Source organism: Amycolatopsis sp. NBC_01286, from assembly GCF_035982555.1.
Taxonomy (GTDB): domain Bacteria; phylum Actinomycetota; class Actinomycetes; order Mycobacteriales; family Pseudonocardiaceae; genus Amycolatopsis.
In genome coordinates this window covers 4272038-4290115 of the sequence record NZ_CP108428.1, presented here as the reverse complement: position 1 = coordinate 4290115, position 18078 = coordinate 4272038, and the positions used below count along the sequence as shown (strand labels likewise).

Here is an 18078-nt window from a genome sequence, read left to right as displayed (position 1 = left end):
TCACCGCCGGATCCGCTCCATCGCCGGGTCGAACAGGGGCTCCGCCGCCACCGTCGCCGGCACCCGGCGGCCGAAGTACTCGATCTCCACGCCGCTCCCGACGTCCGCCGACTCCGGCAGCCACGCGTACGCGATCGGCTTCCCGATCGTGTAGCCGTAGGCGGCGCTCGTGACGTACCCCGCCGGGACGCCGTCGACGAACACCGGTTCCTTGCCCAGCACGACAGTCCGGCCGTCGTCGATCGTCAGGCACCGCAGCCGCCGTGACGGCGTCCGGTTCTCGAGGGCGGCACGCCCGAGGAACTCGCCCTTCGCCGGGCGCACCGCGAAGCCGACGCCGGCCTCGTACGGGTCGTGCTCGGTGGTCATGTCGGTGCCCCACAGCCGGTAGCCCTTCTCCAGCCGCAGGCTGTTGAAGGCGGCCCGCCCGCCGGCGATGACGCCCAGGGGCTGCCCGGCCGCCCACAGCGCGTCCCACAGCCGCAGGCCGTTGTCCGCGCTCGTGTAGATCTCCCAGCCGAGTTCACCCACGTAGGACAGCCGCATCGCGACGACCGGCACCCCGGCGATCCGGGCTTTGCGCGCCCGGAAGTACTTCAGCCCGGCGTGCGAGAAGTCGTCCGGGCTCAGCGGCTGCACGAGGTCCCGCGCGAGCGGACCCCAGACGCCGACGCAGCACGTGCCGCCGGTGGTGTCGCGGACCTGCACACCGGCCGGCTTGTGCTTGACGAAGTGGTCGACGTCGATGTTGCCGTTGATCCCGGCCTGGAACTCCTCGGGTCCGAGCCGCGCCACCGTGACGTCACTGCGCACGCCACCCGCTTCGTCCAGCATCAGCGTGTAGGTGACCGAGCCCACGGACTTGTCGAGCTGGTTGGTCGTCAGCGACTGCAGGAACGCCAGCGCGCCGGGCCCGCTGATCTCGACGCGCTTCAACGGCGTCATGTCGTACAGCGCCACGGCGTTGCGCGTCTGCCAGGCCTCGGCCGCCGCGATCGGCGAGTGGAACTGCGCGGACCAGCCGTCACGCGCGGGCGGCAGCGCGTCGTGCGGCAGCTTCTTCAGCAGCGGCGCGTTGGCCTCGAACCAGTGCGGCCGCTCCCAGCCGCCCGCTTCCAGGAACACCGCGCCCAGCTCGCGCTGCCGCACGTGGAACGGCGTCACGCGCAGGTCGCGCGGGGACAGCTTGGGCTGCAACGGGTGCAGGATGTCGTAGACCTCGACGAAGTTCTGCTGCGCCGTCTCGTGCACGTACGACGGCGCGAGCTGCACCTCCTCGAAGCGGTGGACGTCGACCTCGTGCAGGTCGGTCTCCGAGCGGCCGTTGACCAGCAGCTCCGCGACGGCTTTGGCGATGCCCGCGGAGTGCGTCACCCAGACGGCTTCGGCGAGCCAGAAGCCGCGGACGTCGGCCGATTCGCCGACCAGCGACTGGCCGTCCGGGGTGAAGGAGAAGATGCCGTTGAAACCTTCCTCGACCTTCGCCTGCCGCAGCGCGGGGAGCAGCAATTGGCTCTGCTCCCACGACGGCGCGAAGTCGTCCTCGGTGAAGGGCAGCATCGACGGCATGGCGCTGTCGGTCACCGACGGGTCCAATGTGGACTCCTCGACCGGCATCGGGCGGTGCGCGTAGGAGCCGATGCCGATGCGGTCGACGTGCTCGCGGAAGTACAGGTCCTGGTCCTGGTGGCGCAGGATCGGCATGCTCGCTTCGACCTCTTCGGTGTTGCGCCCGACGAGTTCGTCGATCCGGCCGGTCTTGACGTACTGGTGCGCCAGCGGCAGCAGCGGGACGTCCATGCCGACCATCGCGCCGATCTCGCGCCCCCAGAACCCGGCGCACGAAACGACGACGTCCGCCGGGAAGTCGCCCTGGTCGGTCCGAACGCCGGTGACGCGGCCGCCTTCCTGGAGCACGTCGGTCACGCGCGTGGAGCCGATGAACCGGGCGCCCCGCGTGGTGGCCCGCTCGGCGAGGACTCCGACGGCTTTCGCGGCCAGCGCCAGTCCGTCGGTCGGCACGTACAGCGCGCCGAAGACCTGCGAGCCGTCCAGCAACGGCCAGCGGCGGACACACTCCTCGGGATCGATGAGGGAGCCCGACACGCCCCACGACGTCGCCCAGCCGTGCTTGCGCTTGAGGTCCTCCCAGCGCGCCGGGGTGGTCGCGACCTCCATGCCGCCGACCTGGTTGAAGCAACCCAGCTCCAGGAACTTCGAGACGGTGTACTTCGCGAACTCCGTCATGGTCTTGGACGCGTTGGTCTGGAACACCAGGCCGGGCGCGTGCGACGTCGACCCGCCGGTGCGCGGCAGCGGACCTTGGTCGAGCACGGTGATGTCGGCCCAGCTGCGGGCGGTCAGCTCGTCGGCGAGGTTCGCGCCGACGATGCCGGCGCCGATGATCACGACTTTCGGTGCGGTCATGGCGGAACTCCTTCTAGCGGAAGACGACGGTGCTGTTGCCGTTGAGCAGGACGCGGCGTTCGCAGTGCCAGCGCACCGCGCGGGACAGGGCGAGCGCTTCGGCGTCGCGCCCGACGGTCACCAGCTCGCGCGGCGAGTAGGTGTGGTCGACGCGCGCGACCTCCTGCTCGATGATCGGGCCCTCGTCGAGGTCGGGGGTGACGTAGTGCGCGGTCGCGCCGACGTACTTGACGCCGCGGTCGTAGGCCTGGTGGTAGGGCTTCGCGCCCTTGAACCCGGGCAGGAACGAGTGGTGGATGTTGATCGCGCGGCCTTCGAGCTTGACGCACAGGTCGTTGGACAGCACCTGCATGTACCGCGCGAGCACGACGAGATCGGCCTGGTACTCGCCGACCAGGTCGAGCAGCCGCTGCTCGGCCTCGGGCTTGGTCTCCGGCGTCACCGGCACGTGCTCGAACGGCACGCCGGCCGCCTCGGCCATCGGCCGCAGGTCCTCGTGGTTGGACACGACCACGGCGATGTCCGCGCCGAGAGCGCCGGCACGCCAGCGGAACAGCAGGTCGTTGAGGCAGTGCCCGAACTTCGACACCATCACCAGGATCCGCGGCGGTGTCCCGTCGGAGAGGCCGAACTCCATCCCGAAGTCCCCGGCCACCACGGCGAAGTCGCGGCGCAGATCGTCCACTGTGGTCGGCTCGGGTGCGGTGAACGACGTGCGCAGGAACAGCGAGCCGCGGACGTCGTCGTCGAACTGCTGGTGCTCAACGATGTCGCAGCCCTGCCCGACGAGGAACGTCGTGACGGCGTGCACGATGCCCGAGCGTTCGGGGCAGTTGAGGGTCAAGGTGAAGGTCACGAGACGTACTCCGGACTCGCGTCGGCCAGCCAGGCCGTGAAGTAGTTCGCGAACGACTGCCGCACGAGGATCGTGAAGCCGTCTTCCCGGACCATGAGCACGATCCCGGTGCGCGCCAACAACGTCTGCACGCAGGTCCCCGGCGGCGACACGGACGGATCGAGGTCGATCGAGCAGCCGTGGGCGAGCACGTCCCGCGCGTGCGCCCCGGTGAGCCGCACGGTCACGCGCTGCGCCGACACGTCGACCACCGCCAAGACGGCACTTTCACGTGAAAGTGCCGCTTCCAGTTCGGCCTGGCGGCCGGGTTCGGCGAGCACGAGGTACTCGTCGGGGCCCATCCAGAGGACGTCGATGCCGTTGCCGCTGGTAAAGGTGCACGGCCCGGGCAGGTCGACGCCGAGCAGCGTGTGTCCGTCCCGCAGGCGCACGGTGAGCTGCGTGCGGAACGGTTCTTCGACCGCTTCAGCCGTCACGGCGGGCTCCTTCCTTGTCGAAGAGCACGGACTCGGTCACGGTCACCGGCACCACCTGGTCACCGACCGGGACGTACAGCGTTTCGCCGACGCGCTCGCGCCCGGAGCGCACCAGGGCCAGCGCGAAGGTCCGTTCGAGCGCGGCGCTGTGGTAGCTGGAGGTGACGTGGCCGAGCATCCGCACCGGCGGTTCGGGCACGGTTTCGGACTCGATGATCTGCGAACCCTCCGGCAGCAGCACCGACGGATCGACGGGCAGCAGGCCGACGAGCTGCTTGCGATCGGGCCGGTTGTTCTCCGTCCGGGCGAACGAGCGCTTGCCGAGGAAATCGGCCTTCTTCTTGGAGACCGCCCAGGACATCCCGAGATCCTGGGGAGTCACCGTGCCGTCGGTGTCCTGGCCGATGATCGGGTAACCCTTCTCGGCGCGCAGGACGTGCATGGTCTCGGTGCCGTACGGCGTGGCCCCTTCGTCCACTATGGACTCCCACAGCGCGCGGCCGTACCAGGACGGGACGTTGATCTCGTAGGCCAGCTCGCCGGAGAAGCTGATCCGGCAGACCCGCGCCTTGAGCCCGGCGACCTCGGCGTCCTGCCAGGTCATGAACCCGAAGGCGTCGTTGGAGACGTCGAGGTCCGGCGCCAACCGGCCCAGGACTTCCCGGGAGCGGGGGCCGACCAGCGGGAGCGTGGCCCAGTGTTCGGTGACCGACGTCGCGAAGACGTCGAGGTGCGGCCATTCCGTCTGCAGCCACTCCTCCATCCACTCGAGGACCATGGCCGCGTTGCCGGTCGTGGTGGTGACGAGGAAGCGGTCCTCGGCGACGCGGATGACCGTGCCGTCGTCGATGACCATGCCGTCGACGCCGCACATCACGCCGTAACGGATGCGGCCGACGCGCAGGTTGCTCATCATGTTCGTGTAGAGCATGTCGAGGAACGCGGCGGCGTCCGGACCCTGGACGTCGATCTTGCCCAGGGTGGACCCGTCCATCACGGCGACGTCGGTGCGCGCCGCGCGGCATTCGCGCTGGACGGCGTCGTGCATCGTTTCGCCGGGTCGCGGGTAGTACCACGGCCGTTTCCACTGGCCGACGTTCTCGAACTCGGCGCCGTGCTCGACGTGCCACGGGTGGATCATGGTGACGCGCACGGGATCGTGCAGGTCACCGCGGTGCCGCCCGGCCAGCGCGGCGAACGACACGGGCGTGTACGGCGGCCGGAACGTCGTCGGCCGCTGCGTCGACAGGTCGACATCGAGCGCTTCGGCGGTGATGCCCGCGGCGAGGAGGCCGGACGTCTTGCCCTGGTCGTGCGCGGTGCCGATGGTGGTGTAGCGCTTGATGTGCTCCAGCGAGCGCAGCCCGGCGCCGGTGGCGCGCAGGACGTCCGAGACGGTCGCGTCCCGCTGCTGGTCCACGAACCGGGTGTCCACTTCGGACTCCGGTGCGGGCACCTGCCAGAGCGTCATGGCCTCCGGCAGCCCCTCTCCCGCCGCGGCGCCCACGACGCTCACGTTCGGGAGGTCGCCGGCCGGGACGTACGCGCCCAGCCGGGGGTCGTAGCGCAGGGCACCGCGGGCCTGGCTGTACAGGTGCACGGCCGGGTTCCAGCCGCCGGACACGAGCAGCAGGTCGCACTCGACCCGCTCGCCCCGCATCTCGCCCAGTTTCGCCACGTGGGCGGCGGTGATGTGGGCGTCGCCGTCGGTGCCGATGACGCCGTAGCCCTCGCGAGCGTCGACGATCCGCACGATCTCGGCCCCGGCCTCCGCCAGTTCGGAGGCGGCGTCGTATGCGGAATCGTTGGTGGTGAACACAACTACCCGCTGCCCGGCCAGGACGCCGTAGCGGTTCAGGTACGTGCGCGCGGCACCGGCGAGCATGATGCCCGGGCGGTCGTTGTCCGGGAACACGATCGGCCGCTCGTGCGCGCCGGTGGCGATGACGATCCGCTTCGCCCGGATCCGCCACACCCGCTGCCGCGAGATCCGTTCGGGTGCCGTCGGCTCGCCACGGCGTTCCAGGGCCAGCACGAACCCGTCGTCGTAGACGCCGAACGCCGTGGTCCGCGAGAGGAACTGGACTCCCTCGGGAGCCTCACCATCGGGCTGGTCGTCCACCAGCAGGACACGACCAGAGGCGGCGCGGGCGGCGGCGAGGCCGGCGGGTCCGGCGCCGACGACCAGGACGTCACAGTGGACGTGCTTGGCGTCGTACCGGGCCGGGTCGGGCTCGGCGGCCAGGCGACCTTGACCGGACAGGCCGCGCGCGACCAGGCCGTCGTACAGCTCGACGGTGGTGGCGCTCAGCATCGGCTCCGGGAACGGCGCTTCGATCTGCACCAGGGCGTTCGAGTCCTCGACACCGGCCGCGACGATGCCGCGCGGCCGGCCGTACTTGATGCTGGTCGCGACCTGGTGGATACCGTTGGCCAGCAACGCGGAAGCCAAGGTGTCGCCGAGGAAACCGGTCAGCTCGCGGCCGTCGAAGGTGAACTTGAGCGGAACGCCGGACAGCCGGGTCATGAGATCACCGGCTTGGGCTCGTCGAGGCGGTAGACCGCCAGGAGGTCGTGGGTGCGGGTGTCGCGGACGGCGTTGAACCAGCGGCGGCAGCCCGCGGAGTGGCTCCAGCGCTCGGCGAACGGCCCGCTCGGGTTGGCGCGGAAGAACACGAACTTCGCCCAGTCCTCATCGGACAGTGCGGCCGGGTCCTCGGGGTAGGCGACGTGGGCCTGGCCGCCGTAGTGGAACTCGGCCTCTTCACGCGGGCCGCACCACGGGCAGGGAATGAGCTGCATCAAAGACTCCTAGTGCGCGACGGCGGCGGCGCCGTGCTCGTCGACGAGGGCACCGGTGGTGAACCGGTCCAAGGTGAACGGTTCGGCGTACTCGTGCGGCTTGCCGCGCGCGATGGTCGCCGCGAAGACGTCGCCGACCCCCGGCGTGGCCTTGAAACCGCCGGTGCCCCAGCCGCAGTTGAGGAACAGGTTCTCGACCGGCGTCAGGCCGACGATCGGCGACGCGTCCGGGCTGACGTCGACGATGCCCGCCCACGTCCGCAGCAGGTGCGCCCGCGCGAACACCGGGAACAGCTCCAGCGCGGCAGCCATCTGCTGCTCGATGACGTGGAACGAGCCGCGCTGGCCGTAGCCGTTGTAGCTGTCGATGCCGGCGCCCATGACGAGTTCGCCCTTGTGCGCCTGGGAAACGTAGACGTGCACGGCGTTCGACATGACGACCGTCGGGTGGATCGGCTCCAGCAGCTCGGACACCAGGGCCTGCAACGGGTGTGACACCAGCGGCAGGTCGAGGCCGACCATCTTCGCCAGCACCGACGAGTGCCCGGCGGCGCACAACGCGACCTTGCCCGCGGCGATCCGGCCCCGCGACGTCTCGACCGCGGTGACCCGGCCGTTCACCGTGGAGATGCCGGTGACCTCGCAGTTCTGGATGAGGTCGACACCCATCGCGTGCGCCGCGCGGGCGAAGCCCCAGGCCACGTAGTCGTGCTTCGCGATGCCCGCGCGCGGCTGGTAGGTCGCGCCGAGCACCGGGTAGCGGACGTCCGGCGAGGTGTTGACGATCGGGCACAGCTCTTTGACGCCGTCGGCGTCCACCCACTCGGCGTCGATGCCGTTGAGCTTGTTGGCCTCGACGCGGCGGACGCTGTCACGGACGTCCTGCAGGCTGTGCGCGAGGTTGAGCACCCCGCGCTGGCTGAACAGGATCGGGTAGCCGAGGTCTTCTTCGAGGCCTTCCCACAGCTTGAGGGAGTGCTCGTAGATGCCGGAACTCTCGTCCCAGAGGTAGTTGGAGCGGATGATCGTGGTGTTGCGGGCCATGTTGCCGCCCGCGAGCCAGCCCTTCTCCAGCACGGCGACGTTCGTGATGCCGTGCACCTTCGCCAGGTAGTAGGCGGTGGCGAGGCCGTGCCCGCCGCCGCCCACCACGACGACGTCGTAAGCCGGCTTCGGGTCGGGGTCGTTCCAGAGGAAGTCAGGGTGGTCCGGCAGGTCCGCGCCGGGGGTGCGAGGCATCCGTATCCTCCTGGTCGACTTCTGATATATCAATTGTCGATGTAGGCTAAGCGGCGTGAACCCACAGGTCAATCCCCCATCGCTGGCGGAGCAGGCGTACCTCTTCGTCCGTGATCGCCTGGTCATGCTCGACATCCGGCCGGGCGACCCGATCAACGAGGAGTGGCTCGGCACCACCCTCGGCATGGGCCGCACGCCGATCCGCGAGGCGCTCAAACGCCTCGAGTCCGAGCGGCTGGTCGTCGCCTACCCGCGGCGGGGCACGTTCGCCACCGACGTCAACATCTCCGACCTCGCGCACATCTCCGAGGTCCGGCGCACGCTGGAGCCGATGGCCACCGCCGCCGCGGCCGGGCGCGCGACCGAGGCCGACCGGGCCACGCTCACCGAGCTGCGCGGGCGGCTCGACGCCGGCGTCCCGGCCGGGGACAACGCCGAGCTGCTGCGCACCGACCTCGCCCTGCACCGGGCGATCTACCGGTGCGTGCACAACCCGTTCCTCGAGGACACGCTCATCCGGTACGACAACCTCGCGACGCGGATCTGGTGCGTGTTCGTCCCCCGGCTGCCCGGGATGGCCGGCCACGTCGACGAGCACGTCCCGCTCCTCACCGCGATCATCGAAGGCGACGCTGAGAAGGCCGCCGCGCTCACGCTGGAGCACGTCACCGGTTTCGAGGCCGCCATCCGCGCGCTCATCTGAAGCCTCGTGAGTGTTTAGGGCGGTTCTAACCGCCCTAAACACTCACGAGAGGCGACCACGGACCCAGTCGTGGAACTCGCCGATGTGGTGCTCGCTGGGCACGAGCACCCCGCCGCCGGCGTAGGCGCGCGAGTCCATCGCGACCTGGCAGCGTTCACACGCCTCGAAGTCCTGCAGGTTGACGCGGTGGAACAGCTCGACCGAGCGCGTCAGGTCACGCCCGGACTCGACGACGCCGGGCAGGTAGAGCCAGTCGCAGCGCACCAGCGTGCGGTCCGGGGCCAGCGGGAACATCCGGTGGAGGATCACGTGGTCGGGCACCAGGTTGACGAACACCTGCGGCCGGATGGTGACGGCGTAGTACTTGCGGTCCTGGTCCTCGGTGACGCCGGGCAGCCGCTCGACGCCCGCGCTGCCGTCGACGGTGAAGCCCTGGACCTCGCCGCCGAACTCCGCGCCGTGGCCGACGTAGTACTGCGCCGCGTAGCCGTCGGCGAACTCCGGCAGCACCTCGGTGAGCTCCGGGTGGATCGTCGCGCAGTGGTAGCACTCCATGAAGTTCTCGATGATCTGTTTCCAGTTCGCCTTCACGTCGTACTCGATGCGCTTGCCGAGCGCGAGGCCGTCGACGCCGTACGCCTCGATCGCACGCTCGCCGCCGAGCCGTTCGGTGACCGCGGCGACCACGCTGCCCTCGAACGGCGGCGGCTCGGCGGCCAGGCAGACCCACACGTAGCCGAGCCATTCGCGCAGGTGGACGCGGGTGAGCCCGAACGTCGTGCGGTCGACGTCCGGCATGCCGGTGAGGTTGGGCGCGGCGATCAGCTTGCCGTCGAGGCCGTACGTCCAGGCGTGGTACGGGCACTGGAACGCGCGCTTCACGGTGCCCGAGTCGGCGGTGCACAGCCGCGCGCCGCGGTGGCGGCAGACGTTGAGGAACGCGTTCAGCTTCCCGTCACGCCCCCGCGAGACCAGGACGCTCTCCTTGCCGATCCGGACCGTCTCGAACGCCCCGGGCCCGGCGAGGTCCGCGCTGCGCACGGCGCAGAACCAGTCGGCCTCGAAGATCTTCGCCTGCTCCAGCGCGAAGATCGCCGGATCGGTGTAGTAGGAGCCGGGCAGCGTGGCGAGCAGGCTCGGCGGGAGATCGGTAGTGGTCACCGTCGGGGGTCCTCTCCGCGGTCAGTACGGGAGTAGTTGCGCAGAACGCGTCTTGTTGCTCACTCCGGAACAGAGTGACTGCCGCCGACGACCGCTGTCAACCCGAGTTTTTCAACGCCCGCCCAAGATTTCCGGCACGTTTCAGCCGACACGCGTGATTACAGGGTCAACTCGCGTGATTGGAGGGTCAACACGGCCCAACGCACCCCAGCCCGCCGTGTCGACCCTTCAATCACGCGTGCCGACGTTCTGATCACAGGGCCGGGCCGTGGATGGCCCGGCGGAAGAGGGTTTCGATCTCCTCGCGGGTCGGGCGGGGGTCGGCCAGGGCGGCCTGCATGAGGAGGCCGCAGAACAGGCCGGCCAGGAGCCGGCCGGTGAGCGGGTCGGTGCGGATGCCGTACAACTCGGTGAGGGCGTCGTCCCAGGCCGCGCTCGCCGCGCGGAGGCGGGGGCGGTGCAGGGCCGCGACGTACAGGTCGTACTCGACGACCGTGTCGCGGTACTGCTCGTTGATGTAGCCCATGACCAGGTCGGCGAGCGCCGCGGCGAAGTCGGCGTCCGGCGGCAGCGCCGCTTCCCACTCCTTCAGCGCGTGGACGTTCTTCTCGGCGGCCTCGTGCAGCGCCACCTCGAGCAGGTCGTCCAGGGTCGCGAAGTGGTAGGTCGTCGAGCCCAGCGGCACGCCCGCGGCGGCGGCGACCGCGCGGTGGGTGAGGCCGTCGATGCCCCGCTGGGCGACGACCTCGATCGCCGCCTTGGCGATCCGCGCGCGCCGGTCGGGGTCGTTGGGACCACGCCGCCGGCCGGCCGTGGACGCCGTGGTGGATTCGGTCTTCGACATCGGTGTCGAGCAGCCCCCTTCGTGCGTCTCCGGCGCGACGGACAGATCGTCGCACGCCGACCTGACGGACCCTACTTGTGGACATCTGTACACGTCTCGCGTACAAATGTACGCACTCAAGCGCGACCAGGCAGCCACTACCGAATCGGAAGGGGCCGCATGAAGGACCTGTACATCGACGGAGGCTGGACGGACGCCGCCGGCGGCACCGCCTCCGACGTGCTCAACCCCGCCACCGGCCAGGTGATCGAGAAGGTCGCCGAGGCCGGGCCCGCGGAGGTCGACGCCGCCGTCGAAGCCGCGCGGCGGGCCTTCGACGCCGGTCCGTGGCGCACGACCACCGCCACCGAGCGCGGCGAACTGCTCCGCCGCGTGGCCGGCCTGCTGGTCCGCGACCGCGAGGACCTGGCCCGCACCGAGAGCCTCGACACCGGCAAGACGCTGGGCGAGGGCGGGATCGACATCGACGACGTGACGAACGTCTTCCGCTACTACGCCGACCTCGCCGGCAAAGACGCCGGCCGGATGGTCGACGCCGGCAGCGCGACCGTCGTCAGCCGGATCGTGCACGAGCCCGTCGGCGTCTGCGCGCTGATCGCGCCGTGGAACTACCCGCTGCTGCAGATGTCCTGGAAGGTCGCCCCGGCACTCGCCGCGGGCAACACGATGGTGCTCAAGCCCAGCGAGGTGACGCCGCTGACCACGATCAAGCTGGTCGCGCTGCTCGACGAGGCCGGCGTGCCGCCGGGCGTCGTCAACCTCCTGCTCGGCCCCGGTCCCGTCGGCGCCGCGATGGTCGAGCACCCGGCCGTGGACCTCGTCTCGTTCACCGGCGGCTACGCGACCGGCGAGAAGATCATGACGGCCGCCGCGAAGGGCGTCCGCCGGGTCGCCCTGGAGCTCGGCGGCAAGAACCCGAACGTGGTGTTCGACGACGCCGCGTACGACACCGCCCTCGACTACGCGCTGATGGCCGCGTTCGTCCATTCGGGACAGGTGTGCTCGGCGGGCGCGCGCTTGATCGTCCAGGATGGCATCCATGACCGGTTCGTGGCGGACCTCGCCGCGCGCGCCGACGCGATCCGGGTCGGCGACGGCCTCGATCCCGCCACCGAGACGGGCCCGCTCGTCTCGGCGCAGCACCGCGCCAAGGTCGAGGGCTACATCGAAAGCGCTCTCCGGGAGGGCGCGACACTACGGGCGGGCGGCAAGCGACCCGAAGGCGCCCAGTACGAAAGCGGTTTCTTCCTGCGCCCGACGGTGTTCTCCGGCTGCACCAGGGACATGGCGGTGGTCCGGGAAGAGGTCTTCGGCCCGGTCGTCACCGTCGAACGCTTCCGAGAAGAGGCCGACGCGATCGCGCTGGCCAACGACACTGAGTACGGGCTCGCCGGAGCCGTGTGGACGTCGGACGCGTCCCGCGCCCAGCGGGTCGCCGGGGCCCTGCGCCACGGCACCGTGTGGATCAACGACTACCACCCCTACCTGCCGCAGGCGGAGTGGGGCGGGTTCGGCCGGTCCGGCATCGGCCGCGAGCTCGGACCGTCCGGGCTGGCGGAGTACCAGGAGAGCAAGCACGTCTACCAGAACATCGATCCCGTTCCGCAGCACTGGTTCAAGGGCTGATCACTCCCCCACCCCACCACGTGAGGACCGACGATGACCATCGATTCGCAGAAGGCGGGCGGGGGGCCTGCCCCGGACGACAGCTCCGAGCTCGAGAAGTTCGGCTACCGCCAGGAGCTCGAGCGCTCGCTCGGCTCGTTCTCCAGCTTCGCCGCCGGGTTCAGCTACATCTCCATCCTGACCGGCGTGTTCCAGCTGTTCTTCTTCGGCTTCGGCTCGGGCGGGCCGGCCTTCATCTGGACGTGGCCCCTGGTCTTCATCGGCCAGGCCGCCGTCGCCCTCTGCTTCGCCGAGCTCGCCGGGCAGTTCCCGCTCGCCGGCTCGGTGTACCAGTGGGCGAAGCAGATCGCGAAGCCCGCGACGTCCTGGCTGGCCGGCTGGATCATGATCATCGGCGCGATCGTCACGGCCGCGGCCGTCGCGGTGGCCTACCAGATCATCCTGCCGCAGGTGTCGACCGCGTTCCAGATCGTCGGCAGCGACGACGACGCCGGCCTGACGTCGACACCGGGTGGTGCGCAGAACGCCATCATCCTGGCGCTCATCCTGGTCGTGTTCGCCACGGTCGTGAACCTCATCGGCGTCAGGCTGATGGCGAAGATCAACAACTTCGGCGTCGCGGTGGAGCTCGGCGCGAGCGTGCTGCTCGTGATCGCCCTCGCCATCCACATCAAGCGCGGCCCGGGCATCGTCTTCGACACCCACGGCACCGGTGAGGGTCACACATTCGGGTACCTCGGGGCCTTCCTGGTGGCGTCGCTCATGAGCGCGTACGTCTTCTACGGCTTCGACACCGCCGGTTCGCTGGCCGAGGAGACGACGCAGCCGCGGCGGCACGCGCCCCGCGCGATCCTGCGGGCGATCACCGCCGCGTTCATCGTCGGCGGGCTGATGATGCTCGTGGGCATGATGGCCGTCGGCGACCTCAACGCCAAGGAGCTGAGCACGTCCGGCATGCCGTACCTGCTGAAGAGCACCCTCGGCGAGGGCCTCGGCGACGCCTTCCTGATCTGCTCGGCGATCGCGATCACGGTGTGCTGCCTGGCCGTGCAGACCGCGGCGATCCGGATGACGTGGGCGATGTCCCGCGACGGCCGGCTGCCGTTCAGCAAGGCGATGGCCAAGGTGTCGCCGCGCTCGAAGACGCCGGTCGTGCCCGCGCTGCTCACCGGTGGCCTCACGATCGTGGTGCTGCTGATCAACCTGGGCAACCAGCGGGCGTTCTTCATCCTGACCTCGACGGCGATCATCCTGTTCTACATCCCCTACCTGATGGTCACCGGCCCGATGCTGATCCGCCGCCTGCGCGGTGGCTGGCCGCGCCCGGGCCACGGGCCGTACTTCAAGCTCGGCCGCTGGGGCACGCTGGTGAACCTGGTCGCGGTCGTCTACGGCGCCGCGATGACGGTCAACCTGATCTGGCCGCGCGCCGAGGTCTACGGCGACGACCACTGGTACTTCCAGTGGGGCGCGGTGATCGTCACCGGGCTGATCGTCCTCGTCGGTGCGATCATGCTCTACATCCGGCGCGGTACCTGGGGTTCGTCGCACACGAGCCCCGAGCACATGCCCGACAACGCCCCGGACACCCTGCCCGGCTGAGGAGGACGCATGAGTGAAAACTACGACTTCGTCATCGTCGGCGGTGGCTCGGCGGGCTGCGCGCTGGCGAACCGGCTGTCGGCGAACCCGTCGAACAAGGTCCTCGTCCTGGAAGCCGGCCGGTCCGACTACAAGTGGGACGTCTTCATCCACATGCCGGCCGCGCTGACGTTCCCGATCGGGTCGAAGTTCTACGACTGGGGCTACCGCAGCGAGCCCGAGCCGCACATGAACCGGCGCCGCATCTACCACGCCCGCGGCAAGGTGCTCGGCGGCTCGTCGAGCATCAACGGGATGATCTTCCAGCGCGGCAACCCGCTGGACTACGAGCGCTGGGCCGGCGACCCGGGCATGTCCACATGGGACTACGCGCACTGCCTGCCGTACTTCCAGCGCATGGAGAACTGCCTCGCCGACGCGCCGGACGGGCAGTGGCGCGGCCACGACGGGCCACTCGAACTCGAACGCGGCCCGGCGACCAACCCGTTGTTCCAGGCCTTCTTCGACGCCGCCGAGGAAGCGGGCTACCCGCGCACCGACGACGTCAACGGCTACCGGCAGGAGGGCTTCGCGGCGTTCGACCGCAACGTCCGCAAAGGACGGCGGCTCTCCGCGGCCGGCGCCTACCTGCACCCGGTCGAGCACCGGGCCAACCTCACGGTGAAGACGCACGCGTTCGTCTCGCAGATCCTCTTCGACGGCACCCGCGCGATCGGCGTCGAGTACAGCGAAGGCCGGGGCGTGCCGGCCGAGGTGTACGGCAAGGAGATCATCCTCTGCGGCGGCGCGATCAACAGCCCGCAGCTGCTGCAGCTCTCCGGCGTCGGCAACGCGGCCGACCTGGAGAAGCTCGCCATCGACGTCGTGAAGGACCTGCCGGGCGTCGGCGAGAACCTGCAGGATCACCTGGAGGTGTACATCCAGTACGCCTGCAAGGAACCGGTGTCGATGCAGCCGTCGCTGGCCAAGTGGAAGCGGCCCTACATCGGCGCGCAGTGGCTGTTCCTGCGGAACGGCCCGGCCGCGACGAACCACTTCGAGGGCGGCGGGTTCGTCCGGTCGAACGACGAGGTGAAGTACCCGAACCTGATGTTCCACTTCCTGCCGGTGGCGATCCGCTACGACGGGTCGGCGCCCACGGAAGGCCACGGCTACCAGGTGCACGTCGGCCCGATGTACGCCGACACCCGCGGCTCGGTGAAGCTCACCTCGACCGACCCGCGGCAGCACCCGGCGATCAAGTTCAACTACCTGTCCACGGAGAACGATCGCAAGGAGTGGGTCGAAGCCGTACGAGTGGCGCGGAAGATCCTCAACCAGTCCGCGATGGGCCGGTACAACGGCGGGGAGATCTCGCCGGGACCGTCCGTGGAGACCGACGAAGAGATCCTGGACTGGGTCGCGAAGGACGCCGAGACGGCGCTGCACCCGTCGTGCACGGCCAAGATGGGCGTGGACGAGGGGGCCGTCGTCGACCCGCAGACGATGCGGGTGCACGGCACCGAGGGCCTGCGCGTCGTCGACGCGTCGGTCATGCCCTACATCCCCAACGGCAACATCTACGCGCCGGTGATGATGACCGCGGAGAAGGCCGCGGACCTGATCCTCGGCAACACCCCGCTGGCCCCGCTCAAGCAGCCGTTCTACCGCCACGGCGAGGCCGCGGCGCACTAGCACCGGACGTCGACGCGCCCGTACCGCCATCCCCGGTACGGGCGCGTCGTGCTGCCCGGGTTCTCCGTTACCGGGTAACGGAAACTACCGGGGCGTACCCCCTTGACGACGCCCTCCGGCGAATTCACACTTGTTGCGGATCACAGTCGATGTTCCTCAATGCGCAACAGTTAGCGGAGGCGTCATGATTCGCGCATGCACCGTCGACGAGCTGCCCCCGGGTGAGTCCGTCCGGATCCCGGGGTCTCCCGCCATCGCGGTGTTCCACACCGAGGACGGCGAGCTGTACGCCATCGACGACACGTGCACCCACCAGGACGCCTCGCTGGCCGACGGCTGGCTCGAAGGCTGCTTCGTCGAGTGCCCGCTGCACGCGGCGCTGTTCGACCTGCGCACGGGCGTGCCGAGCTGCCTGCCGGCGAAGGCCCCGGTGCGGACGTACACCGTGCTGGTCGACGACGGCGTCATCCACGTCCAGGGCGTGGCCCGCGAGGACGCCGCGTGAAGCGCGTCGCGGTCGTCGGCGCTTCGCTGGCCGGGGTCCGCGCCGCGCAGGAGCTGCGCGCGCAGGGCTACGACGGCGGCGTGGTGCTGATCGGCGAGGAAGCGCACCTGCCGTACGACCGGCCGCCGCTGTCCAAGGGTTTCCTGGCCGGGACGACCTCCCGCGCCGCGCTGGAGCTGCTCGACGCCGGCGACCTCGCGTCGCTGGCCCTGGACTTCCGCCTGGGCGTCCGGGCGACGTCCCTGGACCCGGCCGCCCGCCGGGTGCACCTCTCGGACGGCAGCTCGGTGCACGCGGACGGCGTCGTCATCGCCACCGGCGGCCGCGCGCGCACGCTGCCGGGCTTCGAGGGCGCCCACACGCTGCGGACCATCGACGACGCGCTGGCACTGCGGGCCGCGCTGGTCCCCGGGGTGCGCGTGGCGATCGTCGGGGCCGGGTTCATCGGCGCCGAGGTGGCCTCGACGTGCCGTTCCCTGGGTCTCGACGTGGTCGTCTTGGAAGCTCTGAACGCGCCTTTGGCCCCGGTGCTGGGCCCGGAGCTGGCGGCGGTCTGCACCCGGCTGCACGCCGACCACGGCACGGACCTGCGCTGCGGCGTCGCGGTCGCGAGCCTGTCCGAGTCCGGCGTCCACCTGGCCGACGGTTCCCTGGTACCGGCGGACGTGGTCGTGGTGGGCGTCGGCATGACCCCGGCCACGGACTGGCTGGCGGGCTCCGGCCTGACGACCGGCAACGGCGTCCACACGGACGCGGGCCTGGTGACGGACCTGCCCCAGGTGGTGGCGATCGGCGACGTCGCCCGCTACCACGCCGACGGTGTCGGACGGCGCCACGAGCACTGGACGAACGCGTCCGAGCAGGCCCCGGTCGCGGTGGGCAACCTCCTCGCCGGACGGACCGAACGCACGTACACGCCGAGCGGGTACGTCTGGTCGGACCAATACGCGGGCACGCTGCAGCTGGCCGGGCACCCGCGCCCGGACGACGCACTCACCTTCGTCGAGGGCGGCCCGGCGGACGAGTCGTTCGTGGCGACCTACCAGCGTGACGGCGTGACGGTCGGGGTGTTCGCGCTGAACAATCCGAAGCTCTTCAACCGCTTGAGGCGTCAGGCGTTGCGCCGCCCGGCCGCGGTCTGACCAAACCGCTCTCGAGCGCGACGCGCACCAGTCCCGCACGGCGCCGCTCACCGGTCTTGTCGCGGACGCGGTCGAGGTAGCTCCGCACCGTGCGGACCGAGACCGCGAGCCGCTCGGCGATCTGCACGTCCGTGTAGCCTTCCGCCACCAGCTGGAGGACCCGCCGCTCACGCGGCTTCAGTTCCTGTTCGCCGGCTTCGCGCGGCTCGGCGACCTCGGGCGGCGCGGCGGCCCCGGCGGGCACGTGGACCTCCCCGCGTGCCACGGCCCGGATCGCGCGGTCGATCCCGTCGGCTTCGACGTCCTTGCTCAGCACGCCGTGCGCCCCCGAGCGCAACGCGGCCAACGTCAGCTCCCCGGTCGCGCCGGCGCTGATGATCAGCACCCGGATGGCCGGATCCGCCGACCGGATCCGCGCCGTCGCGTCGATGCCCAGCAGGCCGGGCAGGAAGTGGTCCATCAGGATCACCTCGGGCCGGGTCTCCAGCGCGAGTGATACCGCGTCTTCCCCGTTCGCGGCCGTGCCCACGACCACGTGCCCGAACGCGCCCACGGCCTGGACCAGCGCCTGCCGGTAGAGCGGATGGTCTTCGACGATCAGCACCCGCACCGAAGGCCCCGCACCGGCGACCGGCTCGGCTGGCGGCTCGGCGACCACCGCGTCCGGCTGTCGCGCGGCGACCCAGAGCGCACGGAACCGTCCGATGTCCCCGCCGAGCGCGGCCACTACGGCTTCCAGCGCCGGCCAGGTCGGCAGGGCCGGATTCGTCAGCACGCGGTGCGCGGTGTCCCGGCTGACGCCGCCGCGCTGCGCGATCGTCCGCACGCCCGGCGCTCCGGCGCGCAGGTACACCTCGTGGAGTGCGTCGACGAGCCGCCGGTGCGCCCCTTCGGGGACGTCCGGCCTGCCGATGACGGCCACGGCCACCTCCTCGCCTGCGTCGGACCGAAACCGTCCGAATTCGTCAGAAGGTATGGCAATTATTACGGCCGATCGGCGATGATGACAAGACCCGCCGTC

Annotated in this window: 15 protein-coding genes; 6 read left to right on the top strand and 9 right to left on the bottom strand. The window is 70.4% G+C overall.

Annotation, left to right across the window (positions count from 1 at the left end; genetic code table 11):
• The 6 genes from OG570_RS20775 to OG570_RS20750 are packed head-to-tail and all read right to left on the bottom strand — an operon-like array spanning window position 1 to window position 7800.
• A complete protein-coding gene (locus OG570_RS20775) occupies window positions 1–2427 on the bottom strand; it encodes a GcvT family protein (RefSeq protein WP_326958516.1) in 2427 nt (808 codons plus the stop codon).
• Between the two features lie 13 nt (window positions 2428–2440).
• Window positions 2441–3283 carry a formyltetrahydrofolate deformylase gene (gene purU, locus OG570_RS20770; protein ID WP_326958514.1) on the bottom strand — a complete coding sequence of 281 codons (843 nt, stop codon included), beginning with the start codon at window positions 3281–3283 and terminating at the stop codon, window positions 2441–2443.
• Entirely contained in the window at window positions 3280–3759 is a 480-nt protein-coding gene (locus OG570_RS20765) for a sarcosine oxidase subunit gamma (RefSeq protein ID WP_326958512.1), read from the bottom strand. Before OG570_RS20765 ends, purU begins: the two co-directional genes overlap by 4 nt.
• Window positions 3749–6286 carry a 2Fe-2S iron-sulfur cluster-binding protein gene (locus tag OG570_RS20760; protein ID WP_326958510.1) on the bottom strand — a complete coding sequence of 846 codons (2538 nt, stop codon included), beginning with the start codon at window positions 6284–6286 and terminating at the stop codon, window positions 3749–3751. Before OG570_RS20760 ends, OG570_RS20765 begins: the two co-directional genes overlap by 11 nt.
• Window positions 6283–6561 (bottom strand): sarcosine oxidase subunit delta, encoded by a 279-nt coding sequence (locus OG570_RS20755; RefSeq protein ID WP_326958508.1) that lies wholly within the window; start codon window positions 6559–6561, stop codon window positions 6283–6285. The genes OG570_RS20760 and OG570_RS20755 overlap by 4 nt, the downstream gene beginning before the upstream one ends.
• A 9-nt stretch (window positions 6562–6570) precedes the next feature.
• The gene (locus OG570_RS20750) at window positions 6571–7800 is read right to left on the bottom strand and encodes a sarcosine oxidase subunit beta family protein (protein WP_326958507.1); all 1230 of its coding nucleotides are present in this window, start codon (window positions 7798–7800) and stop codon (window positions 6571–6573) included.
• Window positions 7801–7855: 55 nt separating this feature from the next.
• On the opposite strand from OG570_RS20750, the gene OG570_RS20745 reads away from it, so the two are divergent.
• Window positions 7856–8503: a GntR family transcriptional regulator gene (locus OG570_RS20745; protein ID WP_326958505.1), complete on the top strand. Its 648-nt coding sequence runs from the start codon at window positions 7856–7858 to the stop codon at window positions 8501–8503.
• A 42-nt stretch (window positions 8504–8545) separates the two neighbouring features.
• On the opposite strand, the gene OG570_RS20740 is transcribed toward OG570_RS20745, so the two are convergent.
• Both OG570_RS20740 and OG570_RS20735 read right to left on the bottom strand, forming a co-directional pair.
• Window positions 8546–9664, bottom strand: coding sequence for an aromatic ring-hydroxylating oxygenase subunit alpha (locus OG570_RS20740; RefSeq protein WP_326958502.1), 1119 nt, complete (start codon window positions 9662–9664; stop codon window positions 8546–8548).
• 253 nt (window positions 9665–9917) lie between these two features.
• The gene (locus OG570_RS20735; protein ID WP_326943952.1) at window positions 9918–10508 is read right to left on the bottom strand and encodes a TetR/AcrR family transcriptional regulator; all 591 of its coding nucleotides are present in this window, start codon (window positions 10506–10508) and stop codon (window positions 9918–9920) included.
• Between the two features lie 159 nt (window positions 10509–10667).
• Between OG570_RS20735 and OG570_RS20730 the strand changes: the two genes are divergently transcribed.
• The 5 genes from OG570_RS20730 to OG570_RS20710 all read left to right on the top strand — a co-directional run bounded on the left by OG570_RS20730 (window position 10668) and on the right by OG570_RS20710 (window position 17057).
• A complete protein-coding gene (locus OG570_RS20730; RefSeq protein ID WP_326958500.1) occupies window positions 10668–12134 on the top strand; it encodes an aldehyde dehydrogenase family protein in 1467 nt (488 codons plus the stop codon).
• A gap of 33 nt (window positions 12135–12167) precedes the next feature.
• Window positions 12168–13736 (top strand): amino acid permease, encoded by a 1569-nt coding sequence (locus OG570_RS20725; protein ID WP_326943954.1) that lies wholly within the window; start codon window positions 12168–12170, stop codon window positions 13734–13736.
• 9 nt (window positions 13737–13745) lie between these two features.
• On the top strand, window positions 13746–15410 hold the full coding sequence (gene betA / locus OG570_RS20720) for a choline dehydrogenase (RefSeq protein ID WP_326958499.1): 1665 nt from the start codon (window positions 13746–13748) through the stop codon (window positions 15408–15410).
• Between the two features lie 184 nt (window positions 15411–15594).
• Window positions 15595–15915, top strand: a complete 321-nt coding sequence (locus OG570_RS20715; RefSeq protein WP_326943956.1) for a bifunctional 3-phenylpropionate/cinnamic acid dioxygenase ferredoxin subunit — start codon at window positions 15595–15597, stop codon at window positions 15913–15915.
• Complete coding sequence (locus OG570_RS20710) at window positions 15912–17057, top strand: NAD(P)/FAD-dependent oxidoreductase (protein WP_326958496.1); 1146 nt, start codon at window positions 15912–15914, stop codon at window positions 17055–17057. Before OG570_RS20715 ends, OG570_RS20710 begins: the two co-directional genes overlap by 4 nt.
• On the opposite strand, the gene OG570_RS20705 is transcribed toward OG570_RS20710, so the two are convergent.
• On the bottom strand, window positions 17011–17979 hold the full coding sequence (locus tag OG570_RS20705) for a response regulator transcription factor (RefSeq protein WP_326958494.1): 969 nt from the start codon (window positions 17977–17979) through the stop codon (window positions 17011–17013). The two genes, OG570_RS20710 and OG570_RS20705, sit on opposite strands and share 47 nt — an antisense overlap.
• Window positions 17980–18078: the final 99 nt, after the last annotated feature.